The following is a 19316-nucleotide window of genomic DNA, read 5'->3' as shown; positions in this document are numbered from 1 at the left end:
ACTGTTCCCATGTCAGATTGCTACGATATGCTTTAGTCATTCGCTCACAAGGTGCTGGTTTCTACAAATCTCAGCATAAGCTTTGTGAGCTTTCTTACAACAGTACCCTACTTTTAAAACATCCTCTAAGGCAGTATCCACAGACAAAAGTTCCTAATCTTTGATGCCAATAGGCGTTGAGCACGTGAAAAAGTCTAAATCCTGGTCACTCTCCGAGAGTGAGTTCCTAATCTTTGATGCCAATAGGCGTTGAGCACCCCCATTGCCAGGGGACTTAAAGCTTTTGGGCAATCAGTTCCTAATCTTTGATGCCAATAGGCGTTGAGCACAATCTGAATATTCATCCCGCCAAAATCTCGAATCAGTTCCTAATCTTTGATGCCAATAGGCGTTGAGCACTACCCCGCTCAAAAAGGCGTCTTCCCAGCCTGATCAACAGTTCCTAATCTTTGATGCCAATAGGCGTTGAGCACTAGATAGTCTTCCGTTTTGAATCACATCATTAGTTGGAAAGTTCCTAATCTTTGATGCCAATAGGCGTTGAGCACCCGATCCAGTCAACCGATAAAAACACAAAGCAAACCTAGTTCCTAATCTTTGATGCCAATAGGCGTTGAGCACATAGAAAGTATATTGAGCCTACTCCATACCCCAAAAAAGTTCCTAATCTTTGATGCCAATAGTTAAATTCAAGACTACAAAGTTTCTGTGCTTGTGGTAGTAAGGGACATCATACCCACTCTGGATAAGTGGATGCTAAGCCGAAAATACTCTCTATATATGCCTTTCATGGTTGAATTACACCTTAAAACTATCAACAGAAATAATTTTCTGTTACTAGAATTGAGGGAACTTGAACGAAAAATCGTCATACAGGCTACTTGAGCTTTAAGGACTAAAGATTATTTACTCACCACTGATGATCTCAGCAGTGTCACTCTGCGGCTATCTACTAGCATTACCAAAAAACCGCGATCGCTCAATCTTCTCAAAGCCGAATTCGCCTCATTTGGATTGGTTGTGTAAACTGCCAGTAAATAAGGACGTTGTGCATAAGAAACCAAGCCTACATCGCCGCCCAACATCTGCCGTACTTGAGCCGCTACTTCCGGTTTGTTGAAGTAATCCACCAACACCGCATAACCAGATCCGAGTGCTTGCGGTTTATAGGTGGGTGCATTTGGATTTGCCGGTGCCTCTGGGGGGCGGAGAACGAAAGCCGATAGCCCAACAATCTCATTAAGATAACGTGCCCAGCCGTTGGCATCTTCCACGCTCCTGAAGCCACCAATCCGCGTCATAGTATCGTCAAAGTATTTACAAGTTGACGTATTTGTGTTGTTAGGCAAAGTACGTTGAATTTGCTCTTGACTCTCCCTAGTTTGGCTTCCCACCAATACCAAATACTCGCCTTGGGGAGGCGGTTGGCAAGTGGGAGGCGGCGATTGAGCAGAGGCAACTACACCAGGCAAAAGAAAAAAGGCAAAAGGCAAAAGAGAGATTTTTTTCATGTTTTCAGTTTTTTCTTTTTGCTTTTTTTCTTGATTTTTAACTTTTTACTTTTGCCTTCTCAGGAAACGGATGCGAGGGAAGCCAGTGGATTGGGGATACTTTGAGAAGGTGCCTGAAATTCCCCGGTCAGCACAAACTCTAACCGCAGCTTTAACCAGGTAATAAATTGGGAATTCGTAGAAATTACTGCGACGGCAGGTTGAGGGCACTGAGCCTTAATTGCTGCCATTTCCGGTGCCTCTAAAAATGCCGGTTGCTTGACTAGCCAAAAATCAATTTCTTTTTCTTGTTCGTGGTAGTTGCGGGTGCGCTCTTTCAGCACTTCATCCAAGGGTTCTTCTTCGAGTAAAAAGCGTTGGCTAGCCAGAATGTAGTAGTAATTTTGCATCTTGATTGGTTGCTAATGGGTAATGGGTAATGGGTTGTTAGTTATTAGTTATTAGCTAGTGACTAATGACTCATGACGCAGTTGTTACCGATGACCGAACATTGCTTGTTTCATCTCTCGAACGGCTCTTTCTATTCCGACAAGAGCTGCCCGACTAATAATGGTATGACCAATATTGAGTTCTTCCATGCCTTCAAGGCAAGCAATAGGGTAAACGTTCCAGTAGGTGAGACCGTGACCGGCGTTGATCCGGATGCCAGCAGCACGCGCTTGCTGGCATCCTTTGGCTAACACGGCTAATTCCTTCTCTCGACTGGCTTCATCCGCTGCTTCGGCATAGCAACCCGTGTGCAGTTCAATGAACTTCGCCTTAATAATCGCAGCTGCCATAATCTGACCTGGATCGGCGTCGATGAACAAGCTGACGGGGATTCCCGCCTGTTGCAACTTTGTCACCATTTCCCCGATTCGGTCGATTTGACTGGTAATATCCAATCCGCCTTCTGTCGTCACTTCTTCGCGTTTTTCGGGCACGAGGGTGACGTAATCGGGTTTAATGTCGAGAGCGATCGCTACCATTTCTTCGGTGGGTGCCATCTCCAAATTTAAATGAGTCCGCACTGTTTGCCGCAGTAATCGCACATCCCGGTCTTGAATATGCCGCCGGTCTTCCCGCAGATGTACCGTAATGCCATCGGCACCGGCAAGTTCTGCCAGCACCGCTGCTGCCACCGGATCTGGCTCTACTGTCCGCCGTGCCTGCCGAATGGTGGCAATGTGATCGATATTGACGCCAAGTGTAGGCAACGGAACCTCTCCCAATGTTTCAGAGCCTTCCGCAATTGATTTTAACCTGAAACGCTGGAAGCCTATCTTTAAAGAGGACTGAGTGAAAGAGGAGTGAGGAGTTAGGACTGAGGGCTGAGGGCTGAGGGCTGAGGGCTGAGGGCTGAGGAGTTAGGAGGGAGGAGTTAGGAGGGAGGAGTTAGGAGGGAGGAGTTAGGAGGGAGGACTGAGGAGGGAGGAGTTAGGAGGGAGGAGTGAGGAGGGAGGACTGAGGAGTGAGGGCTGAGGAGTGAGGGCTGAGGGCTGAGGAGTTAGGAGGGAGGAGTTAGGAGGGAGGAGTTAGGAGGAGTGAGTGAAAAGAGAAAGTCTCCTCTGCGCCTTTGCTATGTATAGCAATAGCAATCCTATTTGAGTATTTCAGATCCCCGACTTCGTAAGAGTTGCCCTAGGATCTCGCCTTCACCAAGTATTTAGGATTGCTATCTATCAGCCGATTAACTCAAAGAAGGCATCATCCAGCTCATAGCCCAGCATCTTAGCAATTGACTTCAGGCGAGAGGTGCTGGGGATTCCTATCTGCTTCATCCATTGTGTCAGGACAAAGATTTTTTGCATCACAAAAATCTCTAGGGCTTCTGGATTGTACTCTATCCCTTCTGTACGATTGAACTGGTGTGGCACGAGCATAGCAGTGTAGCGGGCGAGTTCACCGGCTTTCCAATCCAGCAGAAAGGGCATCCAGGGATATTGGGCATCTAAGCGAATAAACCATAGACGTACTTCTGGGATTTCTGAGAGTTCTCGTGGATCTTCCGGTTCGCGGGGATAGTCAATCTCAAAACGCAGTTGCTGTTCCTCGGATGCGATCGCTCCCTCTTGGAGCAACTTTTCGATCGCCGACTGCACCGGCGATAGATCCAAAGTTTGAATCAAGTCAGAATTGAGCGCGATTGTTGTCGTCATTGAACCATTCTTAAGGTGACACACTTTGAATGCCGACAATAGCGCACGATGAGCGCTGGCTTCTCTCTACATTGTTGCAGCCTTGCTCCGATCTCACGTCAGTCCCGGCTCTAAATTAGTCGTCCCACGCTTTGGGTCGGGCTATCGGCGATTCGTCTCGCCTGATGTCCCTTGATAGCGTTTCCACCGTCATCTCCCTTTTTGACCAGGGTAGAAAGGATCTTTAGATAAGATGTCGTTAGCTTTTTGTTATCGCCGCTGTTAGAACTGCGTTAACAGACATTTTGTTTGGTGACATCCAATCAGCGCGATCGCACTTAATCGCACTTAAGTGTTAATTATTTCAGCAACTGTGCGGGGATCAGGCGTGCAATCTTTCAATACCGGCGACTTGAGGCTTCGCTTCCAGGTTTTCCGGCATGAGGCGGACACGCTGCACTCAGTAAAAACCCTGAGGTATTAATCTATCTCCGAAATCCACCTCAGGTTTACTGTAGCAGCACAATGTCAGGAAGCAAGTATTTTCCACATAGTTTTATGAAGATTTGATAAAGATCGGGCATCTACTCCTGATACTTTGCGTGAAATTACGAATTGGGATCGTTAAATGAAAACCAAAGAACGAGGAGAGGCAATGATTCCCCAAGAAATGCTAAAGCACCTCGTAGAACAAGTTGATTCTGTTAGTCCATCAAAAGTGCTTCAAAAATCTGAGCAGACGGTGGATGAAGTAATCTTTGAATCTGATGTTGACGGAACCCACTATTATCTTGTGCGTTGCCGACCCAAGTCAGAACGCGGGATTAGCCTCAGCCCCCAGGAACGGCGGATTGCCCGATTGGTCGCACAGGGTCTTCCCAACAAGTGCATTGGAAATCAGCTGGGCATCACCCATTGGACAGTTGCTACCTATTTACGCCGGATTTTTGGCAAATTAGGTGTCACTTCTAGAACCGCCATGATCGCCCGCCTTCTAGAAGAAAATTTACTGCAATAATAGAATCAATTAACCGGCTGCAATCGATAGTGCTGTCCTAGAATCTTCGGACAGTGGACATTCCGAGAATAGCTAGGTTAAAGTGGAAATGAGTTTGGATTAGCAGACAAGCGCGTAAAAGTCTAAGTATGCAAAAAGAAGCGGCAGCGGTCAAACCTATTCGCTCGTTGGAAGATGCCTTAAATCGGTGTCAAGCGCTGGGTATGCGCGTGAGCCGTCAACGCCGCTTCATTCTGGAATTGCTGTGGCAAGCTAAAGAACACCTGTCGGCGCGAGAAATTTATGACCGCTTGAATCACCAAGGCAAGGACATCGGTCATACATCGGTGTATCAAAATTTAGAAGCGCTATCAGCTCAAGGCATTATTGAGTGTATTGAGCGTGCGGATGGTCGTTTGTACGGCAATATCAGCGACGCTCACAGCCACGTAAACTGCCTGGATACCAATCAGATTTTGGATGTTTACGTAGAACTGCCTGAAACCCTGCTCAAAGAAATTGAACAACAAACAGGGGTTCGGATTAGTGAATATTGCATCAACTTCTACGGGTATAAATTACCGGAATCTGGCTCTCAAGCGGAGAACGGGTAATCAGTAGTGGGGAGAATCCACTTTTTAAGACCTATTGCTGCTGTATCAATAATATTTTGAACCGTCTGTAGGGGAGAAAAGTTTTGCGTGACTACAGGATCATTAAGGTTTAGTTAAGAATGCTTGTAGCAGGCTGTCTAGTTTTATTGAGTGGGCTGACTGAGGACTAGAAAACTGGAGATTAAATCGCTTCTCCATATTTGCTTTACCTAACATTTTCAACTAGACGCGCGATCGCTAGTAGGTTGGATTAAGCGTTAGCGAAACCCAACGAATACTTCATACGGTTTTAGAGTTTTTAACACCCCCAAAAGCTAGTTGCTTCGTTGAGGGTTTTCTACCAGCGCCGTCTCATCATCGTATTGGTAATCTACCTTAGGAGCCTCTTGGAATGCCAAGGGTTCCCCTAGGGTAGAAGAAGTTTCTGCAATCACCGTTTCATCGTCTTCATCCTCCGTAGGTTCTTCCGGCAACATCGGTTCTCCTTCGGCACTTTCTATCAGAAACACTGTAGATTCTGAATCTGCACTGCCTTTGTCCTGAGCGCTTCCAGTCTGTTTGAGACGGGGTAAACTTTGAATGTATGCCTGAAATTCTTCCAAGGAAAATAAGGCACCATTTTTCCTAGCAAAGTGGTGATTCTGGTCATCCAACTGGGCTTGAAACAGACAGGCATGAGTGATGTTCGCTAAGGTAAGATTGGTTCTTTGCAGATTAGCGCCTGTCAAGTTTGCCCCTTCAAGCCTCGCTCCAGCAAGATTGGCTCCTGATAAGTCAGCACCGGAGAGATTAGCCCAAGACAAATTGGCTTGCTGGAGGTTGGCACCTGCCAAATTTGCTCCTGCTAACTCAGCCGCTAACAGATTGGTTTGCCAGAGATTAGCCTCTGCTAACAGGGCATGATTTAAACAGGCAGAGCGTAGCTGCAATTGACTGAGGCTGTGCCGCGCCCTCTGCCAAAAGGCGGTGGGCGATAGGACAACGGTGCGACCGATTAAAGTCAGCAGGGCTTCGGCGTCAAATTCAGAGGGCAGGTCGGGGTTGCCGCAAGGCCAGAAGGAAATCTGCGTTGCCCGATGATCTAGATGGGCTTCGCGCATCTGCCTAGCGATCGCACTGAGCAACAAGAAGACATTCAGCCCAACGGCTGCATCGATTTGCAAGATTTTTAGGGGGTTGTGCAACGCCTGCAACTGGGTGTGACACTGGTGGGCAATTCCTTCATCTAGCCAGCGACCTCGACAGTAGGTGCGATAAAACCGATAGAGGCGTTCAAACAAAACATTGAAGCTAAACTGGGCGGGGTTGCGCTCAAAAATCCGCCGCAGTCGCTCAATCACCATGTCTTCGATTTCAACTGACAACACGCCATAACCCAGTAATTGATAAAGATGCTGGGCTACATTGACCGGCGAGTGGATCGCAAAGGTGAATTCACCGTAGGTATCTTGGACTGGCTGGGTGAGGACTTGTAGCTGAGCAGCAATTTCTTCAGCGCAGAGATATTCTCCCAGGTTGCGGTGGGAAAACTCGATCGCTGAGTGCCGAGTGTGGAAGAAAAAGGCTGGCAGGGTGTCATCTGACGGCTGTAAGCGCGGGTTTAGCGGTTTCTCTGTCTCCGTTGCCATTCTAGTAAAGGTCGCCTCTACAGCCGATTGGGGGGCTTGATGGCGACCCGTTTGCAGAATGGTCAGTGCCGCCACTTGCATCTGGTGGCGCAGGTCTTGGGGGCGTCGGTTTTGCAGGAGATGAGCGATCGCATCATTGCTGCGGTAAGCATGAGCCAGACCTTCCCGAATTACAAAAGGCATGGAACCACTGCCAGCTTCGGGGTATGCCAATAGCCAGCGGCAAATCCGGTCGTAAATTTCAAACTTCGCTTGGGGTAATGTCAGGTGAAAAATCGTGTCGTTGAGCAGTCCATCTCGATGCAAGATGCCCAGTAGATAGAGCATCAAAGGCTTGCGGACGAGGGCAGCGAGTACGTTAGCAGCGCCTGGGGTACCGACGGGACGAGTGGAAAAGCCGCCTCTTTCTTTGACAAAGGCGAAATATCCTTGGGCGATCGCTTTCGATTGCAGTTTCGACCACTGCTTGAACCACTCCCGGAACTCCTCGTGTTCCATTGGCTGAATCGCAATCCGCCGCCGCAGATCGTGGGGCAAAGGTATCAGAGTAGAGGCAAGATCGAAATATTCTCCTTCTCGCCCAATTGTCCGGCTAGTCAGAATAATCTTGTGGCGGGGCGTGCCCTCAAAAGACGCCATTGCTTCCGCTTGAAACTGCATCAGCTGGTTCAGGAAGGCATGGTAATGACGCCCTGCGTGACTTGAGCGAGGCAATTCATCCAAGCCATCTAGAATCAACAAGCAAGGAGGATGCATCGGTGAAAGCCAACCATCTGCATCTGTAAATCTGCCCAAAGGGAAGGCAGAGTCCAGGGTTTGCGCCAAAGTTTGCCCCAAGGTAGCATCCTTGAGTCGGATTAACACCGGCATCCAGCTAGGGTAAAGCTGCTGGGCAACGGTTGATGCCAATATCTGGCAAAAACTGGTCTTGCCCGTGCCCGGAGGGCTTTCGATGGCAGCAATGCTTGTCGGATCATCCAGTTGAGCCGTGACCCACTCCATTAAATCCACTGGTTTCGCAGGCACGGAATTCGCGGCAAGCGGTGTCGTGGTCGGATCTGACTTGGGATTTTTCGTCTCTAACCGGCTGGAGCTTTCTTCGAGCAGCACCCCCTTCAAGGGGACGTATAAATCCTTCAGCGCAAAAGGTTCTGCCAGCAACGGTTCGCTCAAAGATTGTAGAAGGGTCGCTCGATAGCGTTCTCGTTCGAGGTTAAGCGGAAATTGTGGCGTGTTTGGGTCTGAGTTTTGATTTGCCTCAAAATTCAAAGTGGTTGAGAACCCAGAACGCTTCCGATCCGGGTTTCCCGCCCCTGGAGTATCCTGCCAAGTTGATAAATTCCCTAGCTGGACAAATTTTTGCAGTTGTGCTAATGGCAGGGCATTTTCAGCAATTATCGCCAGCAGATATCCGGGGAGTCCATGCACCAGGCGTTGGGCGATTAGCTTGGCTTCTGTTTCCTCGGCACCATTGGCGATCAACCAGGCAATGCCGGTGCTGTTCATCTGCTGCACCAGAAAGGATTCGCCCACCATACTCAGAGCTTGTTCTGCCTGACTATCGGTGAGGCGTCCGGGACGCAAAGTCTTCAGCAAGGCTTGCAACTGGGGATCGGCAAGGGGCGCATCCCACACCTGCCCGTACAAGTCTTCAGACTCGCCTGGGACACCCGCACGGGATAGCCACGGTCTTCTCAGTTGAGATTCTTGTTCTAAAATTCCTTGTAAGGCGTTAAGGTAAGCAACTTGGAAAGTTAGCCAGGTTCCTTCGTTGCGCTTCAGGGGCTTTTTTTGACTCAGGATACGCAGCAACCCGACACAAAGTTGGGAAGCTACGCCTGCCACTTCCCAAGCTGCTCTCAAAGGCAGTTCTAAGACTTCCGCTAAGACACTAATATCAAAAGGTGTCAGGCTCTTGAGTTCCATCTCCCGGACAATGCGAAAGGCAATCCCGGCAATCTGAGTGCCTGAGTGCCTCAAGGTCGCCAGTTCAATGTTGCGCTCCGCCAGCCAATGCCGAATGCTAAGGCTCATCCCACCTCAATTTCAGGAAATAACTCAATATGCCACTTATTAGTCATGTTATAGGGAGAGGAATGCGGCTGGTGTGCCGACGAATCGCGATGAATTGGGTAGAAGCTGTTTTTCATCATCCCTAGTTGAGTTGAATTTCAGGATAACTTATGTAGGAGCGAAGCACGGGTGCAAAAAATCAGCTCGATCTCTAAATTCACTCACAAAAGCTTTACCCCTACAAACTTAAAGCTTTTATTATCAGTTTTAGACCCTTTACGCTGACGGCAATTCGGCTCCGGATCGATGTCATCGAGCAGGAGCAGCAAAACGAGGATTCAAGGGTAGTGGTAGTGAGATGGTAGTGAAAAGACAATTACATGAATTTCAAGTACGGGCGGTAAACCGATTGCGCCAGCGGCACGGACGTAAACTGGTGATTAGAGTCGTCTCGGATGCTAACGCATCTGCCACCCCGCTCCGGGACGACGATGTGGATAAAACTGAAGCTGCCTCAGCGACGCAGCCGCCTCTGACACCGCTTAGAGGGCAAAACAAGTTTTGGCGGTGGTGGCTGTTGTGGCTGAGTGTTATTTTCGGGTTGGGAGGGACGGTATTAGCGGCTTTCTTCTTGTTGGCAACGATTCCTCCGCAAGTAAACTGCAAAAATATTTCGCCTTTGGCTCCGGAAATGGAGCAGTTGGCTTGCGCGGCTCAGGCGGCTCAGTCGGGCAAGTTAGAGCAGCTGGAGGAAGCAATGAAGTTTGTGAAGAGTTTGCCCCCTGATAACCCGGTGTACCCAGAAGCGACTCGAATGATGGGGGAATGGTCGCGCTCGCTATTGGCGATCGCCCGTCAGAAAATTGACCAAGGAGATTTAAAGGGAGCGATCGCTATTGCCCGCCAAATTCCTTCCGGAAGTCCCCTGTATCCAGAGGTGCAAGTGGCGATGAAACAATGGCAAGGTGATTGGCAGCAGGGTCAGGATATCACCCAAAAATTCTTAGCAACATTAAAAGAACAAAAGTGGTTTGAAGCTTCTTTGCAAATACAGGCTTTGTCTCGCCTCGATAGCCACTACTGGGATCAAAAACAACTGGATAAACTGATCGAGCGGATGACTCAGGAAAAAAAAGCTTGGCAGCAGCTAGAAGAGGCGCAGAAGTTTGCCGAAGCGAAGACACCTGAGGGATTCGCACCAGCGATCGCTCTGGCAGGAAAGGTAAACCCCAACACCTATGCCAAACCCAAAGCGAAAGCCGAAATCAATCGCTGGAGTCTGGACTTGCTAAAAATTACTGCCCAGCATTTGGAGAAGGAAGATTTTGACGGTGCCATTACCGCCGCTAAGCTGATTCCTCCGGAGGCTTCAGTCTATAACGAAGCTCAAGACTGGATTCAACTGAGTCGTTCTTATGCCGTTGCTCAGGAAAATAAAATCCTCAGCTTCCTAGAGGCGCAAGCGGCTGTGCGTCAGATTTCCCCAAAAAGTCCTCTTCGCCAGCAAGCACGGGTCACCGAGGCGCTTTGGCAATCTAATTTACACGATCGGCTGCAAATGCAATTTGCCGAGACAATTGCCAGCTTCGATCAACCGTTGACATTCCAACTGGCGATTAGCCAAGCCGAGGCGATCGCGCCCAAACGACCCGGACGCATCGAAGCCCAAACTCAAATTGCCCACTGGCGGAAGCAAATTCAACAAATTCAAGACCGAATCGCCCTTTCTAAAGCCAAACAGCTGGCAACACCGGGAACCCTAGAGAGTTTGAGGGCTGCTGTTGAGGAGGGAAGCCAGATAAAGTTGGGTCAGCCTTTGCGGATAGAGGCACAAACCTATATCGCCCAATGGACTAAAACAATCCAAACGATGGAAGACCGACCTACTCTGGATTTAGCGCGGGGTTTGGCTCAGCAGGGAAATCTCAAGGCGGCGGTTGCGGCTGCCTCCAAAATCGCTCCTAGACGTGCTTTGTACTCTGAGGCACAGGCAGCACTCAGCGATTGGGTGGCTCAAATTCAAATCGCTGAAGATACGCCGATTCTTAACGAGGCGACCGCTTTAGCGGCTGAGGGGCGGCTCACTGCCGCGATTAATAAGGCTTCTGGGATTCGCTACGATCGGGCACTTTATCGAGAAGCGCAAGGAGCGATCGCTCGTTGGGCTTCAGAACGAGAAGCCCTCTTAGCAGAGAGACAAAAGGCAGCTGAACTTCAGCAGTCTGTCGAAGAAACTTCCTCTGAATCTCAAAGCAATAGTCAGTCAGAGGGGAATAATTGACCCTGTCCATCCCCCTCACTGGGGCTACTGTGTATACACAAGGGACTTATTTTCTTCAAAGCGCTCCCAGACCTAACCCCCCTCTCCCTAACCCTCCCCTGAGAGGGGAGGGAAAAGGAATAAATTTTTTTAGCTGGAAGAGGAGCCATTTTCAAAGCCCCTCTCCGCTTCGGAGAGGGGTTTGGGGAGAGGTCTACCGACTTGTGTATACACCGTAGCCCTAACTGGAGCTGGACAACAAAGCATCCCAATGCGTGCAAATACCCCACAGGTTCTCATCCTGGAGCTACACAAACAAACGCTGCCTACGCAGTCTTTGTAGAGACGCTTTCATGCAAGCGTCTCTACTCTCACAGGACTTACGCAACATCACTACATCTGGGGGCAACCACAAGGGATTGAACCCGAAAAAACGCTATATGTATAAGCTTTGCGTAAGTTTTGTCTCATTGGGATGCTCCCGATAGACACTTTCCATCGTTCTCAGTCTACTTTAAGCTGCGATCATGGCTTCCCAAGTCTGAGGCCCAACGATCCCATCCGGGCTTAAGTTTCTCGACTGCTGGAAGGCGATGACGGCTGAGCGCGTTTGCGAGCCATACACGCCATCAATTCCGCCTTTATAGAGTCCTTGTTCTTTTAATACTGTCTGAACTCCTGTCACCACTGCTCCCTGGCTACCATTTTTGAGAATGGGAGCGGGTGAGGGAGAATAGCGGGCAAGGGGATTAAATTTTGCAGGCGCTGTGTTTTCAATCGGCACGTTTTCCATCGGCACAGTTGGTCCTTCATTACGCCCAGTTGGATCGGGAATCAGCTGCGCTTGTCTTTGCTCAATTTGAGTTTGCCGATCGTAGATTCCGGCGTGCATATCAATTGGCACCTCATTCATCTCAGGGTTGATCCCAGAGGCGCTAATCCCAGCAGCGTTTGCACTCATCCCGTTCAAGAGTAGCGGTAGCGAGGCAATGGCAGAAAGAATGCTTAGGGGTTTGATACTTGACTTAAAAAATTTTGCTGTCATCAGCGTCAGTTCCTCTTTCAAAAACACAAGATGCTAATAAATGCACCGTTTGTGGCTTAGAAAGCCTCCTATTTGTTGTTTCATCCAAATTTGCTAATTTGAATGATTTCCAGCTTTTGTATATCTTCGTTAGCTTATAGGAGATGTCAAATCTGAGCATAGTTCTATAGTTAGAGCTTCTAGTTGCTAAATATCTGACTATAGAAATAGCTATTTGATTTTCAATACAGGAATTAGATGATGATGTTTTTGTAGTAGGAGGGGGAACAATGCCCGCCCTAATCGCATTTGGTAGGCATTGTCCGCTTCAAAATCTACAACTTCTTCTTTAGCTTGAACTAGAGAGAAGGGAAGATCAAATAGTAGGATGATTTAGGATAAATTTTTCCAAAAAATCTAACTAGATGAGAGCGATCGCCATCTGTGGGAAGTACAAGCGAGGCGATAGCGCTGGCGTTCGCATCGCGCCTGGAATGAGTAATCTGTTATAGCAGGGAGAAAGCGGTGTGAAGCAGGAGGTTGTTGATGAGCGATCGCGTAGCGGATGCCCTTGAGACTGCTCGCCCCTTTAAGTTGATGCTAATTGATGATGACCCGATTTCTCGGTTGGGTCTTAGCACCGCCTTGGCGTCGTTTCCTGACCTGCAAGTAGTTGCCCAGGCGGATAGCGCTGCTGCCGCTTTGCAGACGTTGGCAGCCGGGGTTGGTACAGACAACGCTCCAAACTTGCTGATTTTAGAACTAAGCTTAGGTCGCTCAAACTCGTCCTTGGGGGGATCGATAGGGTTGCAGCTGTGCCAGGAATTAAAGACGCAATACCCTAAATTACCCCGATTCCTGCTGAGCGAACGACTCACGCCAGAGGAACTGACGGCAGCCAGGGCGCTGGGTGTCGAGGGCTATTGTCCCAAAGGCACCGATCTCTCGATTCTGGTGCCAGCCCTTCGTCAAGTCGCCTCTGGGGAAGTTTATTGGTCAGAACTCGTACAAACGCAAAATTACGCGCTAGAAGCCTCAGATGTCATAGAGCAAAGTCGTTCATCCTGGCTCTGGCAAATCCGTCAGTCTGGACTGCGGCAAATTGATACCGCGATCGCCCAGGTGACAAAGCAGGTACAAAACCCCAATCTTTCTACACTAGACTGGTTCATCCTAACGGGAAGGCGACGAGAATTGCGGACAGCTCGTTGGCTGGTAAATCAGCTGTTACCCGTGGCGGCGACAGGCGCAAGGAATCAGGTGTCAGGGACGGGTTTTACCAAAAGCCCTAGGGAAAGCCAAAATGACTTCCTCAACCCACCCGGATTAGGAAGTCGCGATCGCCGCAGTGGTGCCCCCCTGCCTACCCCGGAACCGAGGAGAAGGAATAATCCCTCTTTAGACTCAGCACTGACTACTCAGTCCTCAGCGCTTTCTCAATCCTCGATTCTCAGTCCGCTGCTTGACGCTACTTTAAATAAACTCCAATTTGGGCTAAAAAATCTGACTGGCTCTCCTTTAGAAATTGATATTCTGCTGGAGGACAAGAAACGAGAATTGCTTTATCTGATCCTGCGTAAATTCGAGGATGTCTTAGAGGAACTGCGCTCCCAGTTACAGCCGGAGGCGATCGCTCTGAGGCAATCGATGATTCTGCGGGATTTGTGGCAAGCGTCTACCACTGATTTTTTTGGCAAATATTACACGATTCAAGTCGGCAATCTTGAAGTAGATATTGTCAATACTTTGTTACAGGATGCAACAATTATTCAACAATCTTTTCTAGATAAAATTCCTCTAGTTGCCGAAATCATTAACTATCTGCTTTTTCAAACTCCGCTGATGATTGATAATGTTTCCTACTCTTTTGGAACACCGGAAGCGCGAGTTCGAGCCGAAGTTATCTTGGAGAATTTATTAATTCAAATTGCCAATAGCGTTGTCCAACCCCTGCTAAACTATTTTGCAGATGTGGAAGCAATTAAGCAAATTTTTTACGATAGACGTTTGATTTCATCGCGGGAAATTGCCCGATTTCGGAACAATCTATCGTGGAAATATCGTTTAGAAAGATATGTGGGTGAGCCAACAGCAATTTTTGAAAGCCGATATCTTCTGCTAGCACTGAGTGGCATCGGAATCAAAAAAATCTCTATCTATGCCCCGCGCACTGATGAATTGCACCAACTGACGGGTGTCCAGCTAGCTTGTACTCTAGCGCTAGAAACCAGAGATGCGATCGCGCCGCGTCTGCGCTCAACAGTTGCCTTCCTGGGTAGCGGTGTTGTTTACGTCCTCACGCAAGTGATTGGCAGAGGCATTGGCTTAATTGGACGCGGCATTATTCAAGGCATTGGCACGACGTTGCAAGAAACTCGGTTTGGCAAAAATGGCGAACGCCAGAAGTGAAAAAGGGCAGGGGTGCAGGGGGAGAGAGGGGAAAAAAGAATCCTAATTTCTCCATCACCGCTGTGCAGAAGCCGCTGGCACCTTGACGCCCAACTTTTTAAACATTGCTTCTCGCGCCTGCATTGCCAAGGCATCATCCAGGGGTTTTAAAGATATTGGCGTTTGATATTTTTCTGCAAGTGCAGTTTGAATTAACCAGTCAGCAATTGAGGGATTTTTGGGTAAAAGAGGACCGTGAGAGTAGGTAGCGATCGCATTCCGATAAAATGCCCCTTCCGTCCCATCTTCCCCATTATTCCCATAACCGCGAAGGACGCGCCCCAGCGGTTCCACCTTCCCCAGATAAGTGCGACCGCCGTGATTTTCAAAGCCGATTACCAGAGGCGCATCCCCCGACATCTTTCGCAAATCCGACGCCAATCGCGACGCCGTGATCTCAAACACAACATTGCCGATACAGCGACGGGCATCGGGTCCCGGATGCTTGCTGACAAAATCCAATAAACCCAATCCCTCAATCCGTTGCCCTAATGCGGGTTCGTAGTAGTGTCCCAGCAGTTGGGGCGATCCGCAAGTAAATACCCCAGGCGTTCCTGCTGCAATTTTTTGGGCGATCGCTTTTGCCTTGCCAAGGCGCAAATCCCGCATGACGATTTCCTGCTGTCGGTCTTGTGCGCCGCCACCCACCAGTACATCCACTTGGTGAAATTGCTCAGTTGGGGCGTCTCGATCTAAAGGCATCACGTTTACTTTTATACCCCGCCATTGAGCGCGTTGCTGTAAACAGATGACATTACCGCGATCGCCGTAGGTACTCATCAGCGTCGGATAAAGCCAGCCAATTGTTAGTTCAAGTTGTTCGGGATTCATAGGTACTGCCAAATTTTTGGATTTTTTAGGACTTACGCAACTTGCGCGACATCTGAGGGCAACCACAGGGGGATTGCCCCTACAAGAACGCTATATGTATAAGCTTTGCGTAAGTCCTGTTTTTAACGCTCTCGTAGCGCTAAGGGAAGCGCTCTCGGTACGCTTTCGCATATGCTATTCTTTGCGTACCGAGAGCGTTAAACATTTCTCTACAAAATTTTTCGCCCAGTCAAAATGCCACGGACTTCTAGCATCGCAGAGTAAGTCGGGAGAATGTGCAGAGTTTCGCCTGTGGCGGTGTGTTCTAAGGCAGTGGCGATCGCTTCTGGCAAATCTTCTTTTACGATCAGTTTGCAGCCATGTTCCTCGTCTGCTTGGCTGTATTGCAGGCGCAGCGCCATATCATAAACGCGATCGCCGCTGACTACCACTGTTCCTCCCTGTTCCACCAATTTTTCGGTGTCTACATCCCAAATCCAAGAGACATCGGTGCCGTCTGGGGTGCGATCGTTTAGCACCATCAGCGTTGTGGAGGAACCGCCGTGGCTTCTTTGCTGATTCACGGCGCGGATGGTTTCATTCAGCGCGACGGGATTTTTTGATAGCAAAATCCGCACTTTTTTCCCGGCGACTTCTAATTCCTCAGCCCGTCCAAAAGCTGCATGGAAGTTTTTAATCGTGTCTAGGATGTTTGCGGCATCAACGCCAATTTCTTGTGCCGCTAAAACAGCCGCCAGTGTGTTGTATTTGTTGTAAATCCCAATCAGAATCTGAGGCCATTGGCGACTATCAATTGCCAGCGGGCTTTTTTCAAAGCCACAACTAGGACAGCGATAATCTCCCTGATGAGATAAGTAGACGCCCTGATAATCGAGAGAGTGACCGCACCGAGGACAATATATAGAATCTACTGCGTGAGGAATTTCGTCAAGATAAGCTTCAGGTTCGCTTAAACCGAAGAATAAAACTCGTTGCGATAATTGCTGACCCAGATTAGACAAGGTGGGGTCATCGCCATTTAATATCACTACCGTTTCTTTTGATTGGGCGATCGCTTTCTGCCAACGCTGGCTAATCGTATCCACTTCACCATACCGATCCAGCTGATCCCGAAATAAATTCAAGCACAAAATCAATTTTGGCTGAACCGGCGGCAAAACCTTGGGCAGAATATTTTCATCTACCTCTAAAATTGCATAGTCAGCATTGAGCTGACCGATTAAATTGGTGTTGGTCAGCAGTGCCGTGATTAATCCATTCACGAGATTGGCACCCGCCGCATTGTGAACAACGCGCCATCCTTGACTTTCTAGCATTGTCCGCAACAGCAGCGATGTCGTTGTCTTCCCATTCGTCCCCGCAATGAAAATGACACCGTGCTTTACCTGACCAGACAGCAGGGACAACAGCTGCGGCTGAATGCGTCCGGCAATTTCTCCCGGTAAAACGCTAGCAGCCCCCAAACGCAGCAGGCGCACCAGCCGCGTCACTGTCTTTGCCGTCCCGACTGCTACGGCCAGCCGTAACCTATCTAAAAGCGATATTCTCACCACCACACTCCTGCCCCGGCTACACAGCTGCACGCTCTCGTCGCTTTACTGCTACTTACTGAGCTGTGCTTTGCTCGTCAGCATTCTACCCTACTTGGCTGTAAATCCCCTGTCAATGATGAGTAAAAGTACTCAACAGTTAAGAGAAACAGATTTCTTGTCCCTACCGGCTACACAAACTCGGATTTATTAACTTCCAATTTCCTGCGTAGTAGGGGGCACAGAAAAAGCCCCTACAAAACGTGAATTTTACCCGTTATTTAGTCCACATTCCTAACTAGATGGCTTCCACCCGTCCAAAAGATTTGGTCGCTCTACGGACGCTGGGAAGAGTCCTTTGAAGGCAGCCTGTCTGAAGTCTGGCTTTTCTGGAGTATTATTCCACAAGGTTTCGTAGAAGAAGAATGACATCCCGGCAAATCCGCGCTGACGAACCGCTGCAACTTGCTCCCGAATCTGTGCAACCTTAACCGGGTGAGGTTTCACGCCGCTGAGAATGCCGATGCCGACGGGGATATGACGCTGCGCTGCTTTGACTTCTGGGCGCTCTAATTCCCCAATAAAGCGGCTCAGGTCATCTCGATAGATTTGGACGATCAGTTCCTCAATCAGCCCCTGTTGTTCCCACGTCTGCCAGTCGGCTAGAAAGGAGTTGTAGGAGAATTCTTGGGGATTGGGAGAAAGGGCAAGAATAACGTTTGGTTTGCGGTCTTTGACGGCTTGGAACAACTGCTTCAGATAGGCAGTAATTTTGTTAGCCCGCCAGCGTATCCATTGAGGATCTTGGGCGTTCGCGGGAGGAGATTTACCGCCGTTTTCTTTCTTATACAGTTCGACGGTGAAGGCGTCGTAGCCGAAATCGGCGGGAAAGCCGAAGTGGTCATCAAATTGAATGCCGTCAATGTCGTATTTGCTAACAATTTCGACGACTAAATCTTGGATGAACTTCTGAACTTCGGGACGCATCGGATTTAGCCAAACTCGGTCATGGGAGCCTTCTTTCCAAATTTGGGAACCGTCGCGCTTTTTGAGTAGCCAATCGGGGTGGCGTTTGGCGAGGTCAGAATCAGCGGGTGCCATGAAGCCGAATTCAAACCAGGGAATGACTCCCATGCCTTTTTGATGTCCCTGGTCTACAATTTCTTTGAGGATGTCTCGTCCTTGTAAGCCTGGGGCGGGATCGAGCGATCGCCCAATTTCTTTTTGGGCTACAGCACTGGGATAGAGGGTGTAACCCCAGTTCCAAACGGTGGGATATACGGTGTTGAAATTTAGCTCATCGAGGCGTTGTAGGGCTTTGCTGAGGCGATCGCGCTCAAACAACACATCACTATCGATATTCGTCAGCCACACCCCCCGAATCTCTTTGGACTGCGCGGTTGGCGGCGTCCTAACGCTAGCAATGTATTGGGAAGGCACTAATCCAGCAGTTCCGGTGGCTTGACACAAGAAAGCCGCAACCTCTGCACGACTTGCCAACTGATTTGGATTGAGTGTCTTGACGTTGGGGTAATTGACCACGATTTGTTTTTCGGTCGCAGCAGCGATCGCATTCCGCCCATAGTCAGGAATTGCCGTTGCATCGGTAAATGCCCCAGTCAAGGTGCTACTCACCGCCTGAGTCGGCGAATACTTCAAACCACTCGCCAAAGATACCAACGCTTGCGATCGCGGGATTTTTTCGGTCGGCTTGAACACCCCACCAGGATAACCCGACATAAATCCCTTTTTATAGGCTTTACGAATTGCATCTACCGCCCAGTAATTTGCTGGGATATCCGCAAATTGACCGCCGCTACGAACTTCCGCTGTATTGGGGAAAGCTTTGTCAATCATTGCGGCAAACTCACCCCTGGTTACGGGTGCCTTTGGTCTAAAACTCCCATCCGGGTAGCCACTAATAATCTGCTTTTGTGCCAACTGTTCTATACAGGGTTGCGCCCAAAGTCCTTGCACATCCAAAAATTTTGTTTGAGCAAATGCGGCAGGGTTTACCAGCGCCATGCTGAAGCTAAAAGCAAGCAGGAAGACAAACCAAGCTTGACGCCCAAAGGCGCGGCTAAACCAAACCAGCCCGTCTGCTAGGCTCGTAAAAAGTCGTTTGACAGAGTATTTCAATATCTACCTCAATAGGGGTGTACAAAAACTTACCCAATATTATGGAACCATAAATCATGACTTGGGCATTTCGGCAAAGGTTGCAGCAAGCTGACTGGGTGAAGGTCGTGGTGTCATCGAGATCGTTGGTAATCGAAAATAGCGATCGCTCCTTTTAAGGATGCTACAAATGCAACCAGCATACAGTTTTTGAAGTGGCTGATGA

At 49.0% G+C, this 19316-nt stretch carries 13 protein-coding genes and 1 CRISPR repeat array; of the genes, 4 read left to right on the top strand and 9 right to left on the bottom strand.

What is annotated here, in order from left to right:
* Positions 1–148 precede the first annotated feature (148 nt).
* Positions 149–694: direct repeats of the CRISPR family, unit length 36 nt; unit sequence AGTTCCTAATCTTTGATGCCAATAGGCGTTGAGCAC.
* A gap of 208 nt (positions 695–902) precedes the next feature.
* From ACFW2W_RS17940 to ACFW2W_RS17925, 4 genes are all read right to left on the bottom strand, one after another.
* Positions 903–1511, bottom strand: a complete 609-nt coding sequence (locus tag ACFW2W_RS17940) for a hypothetical protein (protein ID WP_378181012.1) — start codon at positions 1509–1511, stop codon at positions 903–905.
* Positions 1512–1570: 59 nt separating this feature from the next.
* Positions 1571–1900: an MgPME-cyclase complex family protein gene (locus ACFW2W_RS17935; protein WP_378181009.1), complete on the bottom strand. Its 330-nt coding sequence runs from the start codon at positions 1898–1900 to the stop codon at positions 1571–1573.
* Positions 1901–1984: 84 nt separating this feature from the next.
* Complete coding sequence (locus tag ACFW2W_RS17930; protein WP_378181006.1) at positions 1985–2707, bottom strand: pyridoxine 5'-phosphate synthase; 723 nt, start codon at positions 2705–2707, stop codon at positions 1985–1987.
* A 465-nt stretch (positions 2708–3172) separates the two neighbouring features.
* Positions 3173–3649 carry a CRR6 family NdhI maturation factor gene (locus ACFW2W_RS17925; RefSeq protein WP_378181003.1) on the bottom strand — a complete coding sequence of 159 codons (477 nt, stop codon included), beginning with the start codon at positions 3647–3649 and terminating at the stop codon, positions 3173–3175.
* Positions 3650–4256: 607 nt separating this feature from the next.
* On the opposite strand from ACFW2W_RS17925, the gene ACFW2W_RS17920 reads away from it, so the two are divergent.
* Positions 4257–4646, top strand: a complete 390-nt coding sequence (locus tag ACFW2W_RS17920; RefSeq protein ID WP_378181000.1) for a response regulator transcription factor — start codon at positions 4257–4259, stop codon at positions 4644–4646.
* A gap of 128 nt (positions 4647–4774) precedes the next feature.
* Positions 4775–5239, top strand: coding sequence for a Fur family transcriptional regulator (locus ACFW2W_RS17915; RefSeq protein WP_378180997.1), 465 nt, complete (start codon positions 4775–4777; stop codon positions 5237–5239).
* A 314-nt stretch (positions 5240–5553) separates the two neighbouring features.
* Here the strand turns inward: ACFW2W_RS17915 and ACFW2W_RS17910 are convergent, their stop codons facing one another.
* Positions 5554–8901, bottom strand: a complete 3348-nt coding sequence (locus tag ACFW2W_RS17910; RefSeq protein ID WP_378180994.1) for an NACHT domain-containing protein — start codon at positions 8899–8901, stop codon at positions 5554–5556.
* Positions 8902–9244: 343 nt separating this feature from the next.
* On the opposite strand from ACFW2W_RS17910, the gene ACFW2W_RS17905 reads away from it, so the two are divergent.
* Positions 9245–11161 carry a hypothetical protein gene (locus ACFW2W_RS17905; protein WP_378180991.1) on the top strand — a complete coding sequence of 639 codons (1917 nt, stop codon included), beginning with the start codon at positions 9245–9247 and terminating at the stop codon, positions 11159–11161.
* 493 nt (positions 11162–11654) lie between these two features.
* On the opposite strand, the gene ACFW2W_RS17900 is transcribed toward ACFW2W_RS17905, so the two are convergent.
* Entirely contained in the window at positions 11655–12185 is a 531-nt protein-coding gene (locus tag ACFW2W_RS17900; RefSeq protein ID WP_378180988.1) for a peptidoglycan-binding protein, read from the bottom strand.
* Positions 12186–12710: 525 nt separating this feature from the next.
* Between ACFW2W_RS17900 and ACFW2W_RS17895 the strand changes: the two genes are divergently transcribed.
* Positions 12711–14573, top strand: a complete 1863-nt coding sequence (locus ACFW2W_RS17895; protein ID WP_378180985.1) for a DUF3685 domain-containing protein — start codon at positions 12711–12713, stop codon at positions 14571–14573.
* A gap of 54 nt (positions 14574–14627) precedes the next feature.
* Here ACFW2W_RS17895 and ACFW2W_RS17890 read toward each other — a convergent pair whose 3' ends face one another.
* The 3 genes from ACFW2W_RS17890 to ACFW2W_RS17880 all read right to left on the bottom strand — a co-directional run bounded on the left by ACFW2W_RS17890 (position 14628) and on the right by ACFW2W_RS17880 (position 19111).
* Positions 14628–15443, bottom strand: coding sequence for a type 1 glutamine amidotransferase (locus ACFW2W_RS17890; RefSeq protein ID WP_378180982.1), 816 nt, complete (start codon positions 15441–15443; stop codon positions 14628–14630).
* A 209-nt stretch (positions 15444–15652) separates the two neighbouring features.
* On the bottom strand, positions 15653–16993 hold the full coding sequence (locus tag ACFW2W_RS17885; protein ID WP_378180979.1) for a MurT ligase domain-containing protein: 1341 nt from the start codon (positions 16991–16993) through the stop codon (positions 15653–15655).
* Positions 16994–17266: 273 nt separating this feature from the next.
* On the bottom strand, positions 17267–19111 hold the full coding sequence (locus tag ACFW2W_RS17880; protein WP_378180976.1) for a family 10 glycosylhydrolase: 1845 nt from the start codon (positions 19109–19111) through the stop codon (positions 17267–17269).
* Positions 19112–19316: the final 205 nt, after the last annotated feature.

Source organism: Coleofasciculus sp. H7-2, assembly GCF_042747725.1.
Classification (GTDB): Bacteria; Cyanobacteriota; Cyanobacteriia; order Cyanobacteriales; family FACHB-T130; genus FACHB-T130.
The sequence above is the reverse complement of the archived record's forward strand: the minus strand, read 5'-3'. Positions and strand labels throughout refer to the sequence as shown.

Excerpts from the sequence above, each read along its gene's own strand:
- ACFW2W_RS17890 (WP_378180982.1), bottom strand. The coding sequence starts at position 15,443 with ATGAATCCCGAACAACTTGAACTAACAATTGGCTGGCTTTATCCGACG.
- ACFW2W_RS17910 (WP_378180994.1), bottom strand. The coding sequence starts at position 8,901 with ATGAGCCTTAGCATTCGGCATTGGCTGGCGGAGCGCAACATTGAACTG.
- ACFW2W_RS17915 (WP_378180997.1), top strand. The coding sequence starts at position 4,775 with ATGCAAAAAGAAGCGGCAGCGGTCAAACCTATTCGCTCGTTGGAAGAT.
- ACFW2W_RS17940 (WP_378181012.1), bottom strand. The coding sequence starts at position 1,511 with ATGAAAAAAATCTCTCTTTTGCCTTTTGCCTTTTTTCTTTTGCCTGGT.
- ACFW2W_RS17920 (WP_378181000.1), top strand. The coding sequence starts at position 4,257 with ATGAAAACCAAAGAACGAGGAGAGGCAATGATTCCCCAAGAAATGCTA.
- ACFW2W_RS17935 (WP_378181009.1), bottom strand. The coding sequence starts at position 1,900 with ATGCAAAATTACTACTACATTCTGGCTAGCCAACGCTTTTTACTCGAA.
- ACFW2W_RS17895 (WP_378180985.1), top strand. The coding sequence starts at position 12,711 with ATGAGCGATCGCGTAGCGGATGCCCTTGAGACTGCTCGCCCCTTTAAG.
- ACFW2W_RS17900 (WP_378180988.1), bottom strand. The coding sequence starts at position 12,185 with ATGACAGCAAAATTTTTTAAGTCAAGTATCAAACCCCTAAGCATTCTT.
- ACFW2W_RS17925 (WP_378181003.1), bottom strand. The coding sequence starts at position 3,649 with ATGACGACAACAATCGCGCTCAATTCTGACTTGATTCAAACTTTGGAT.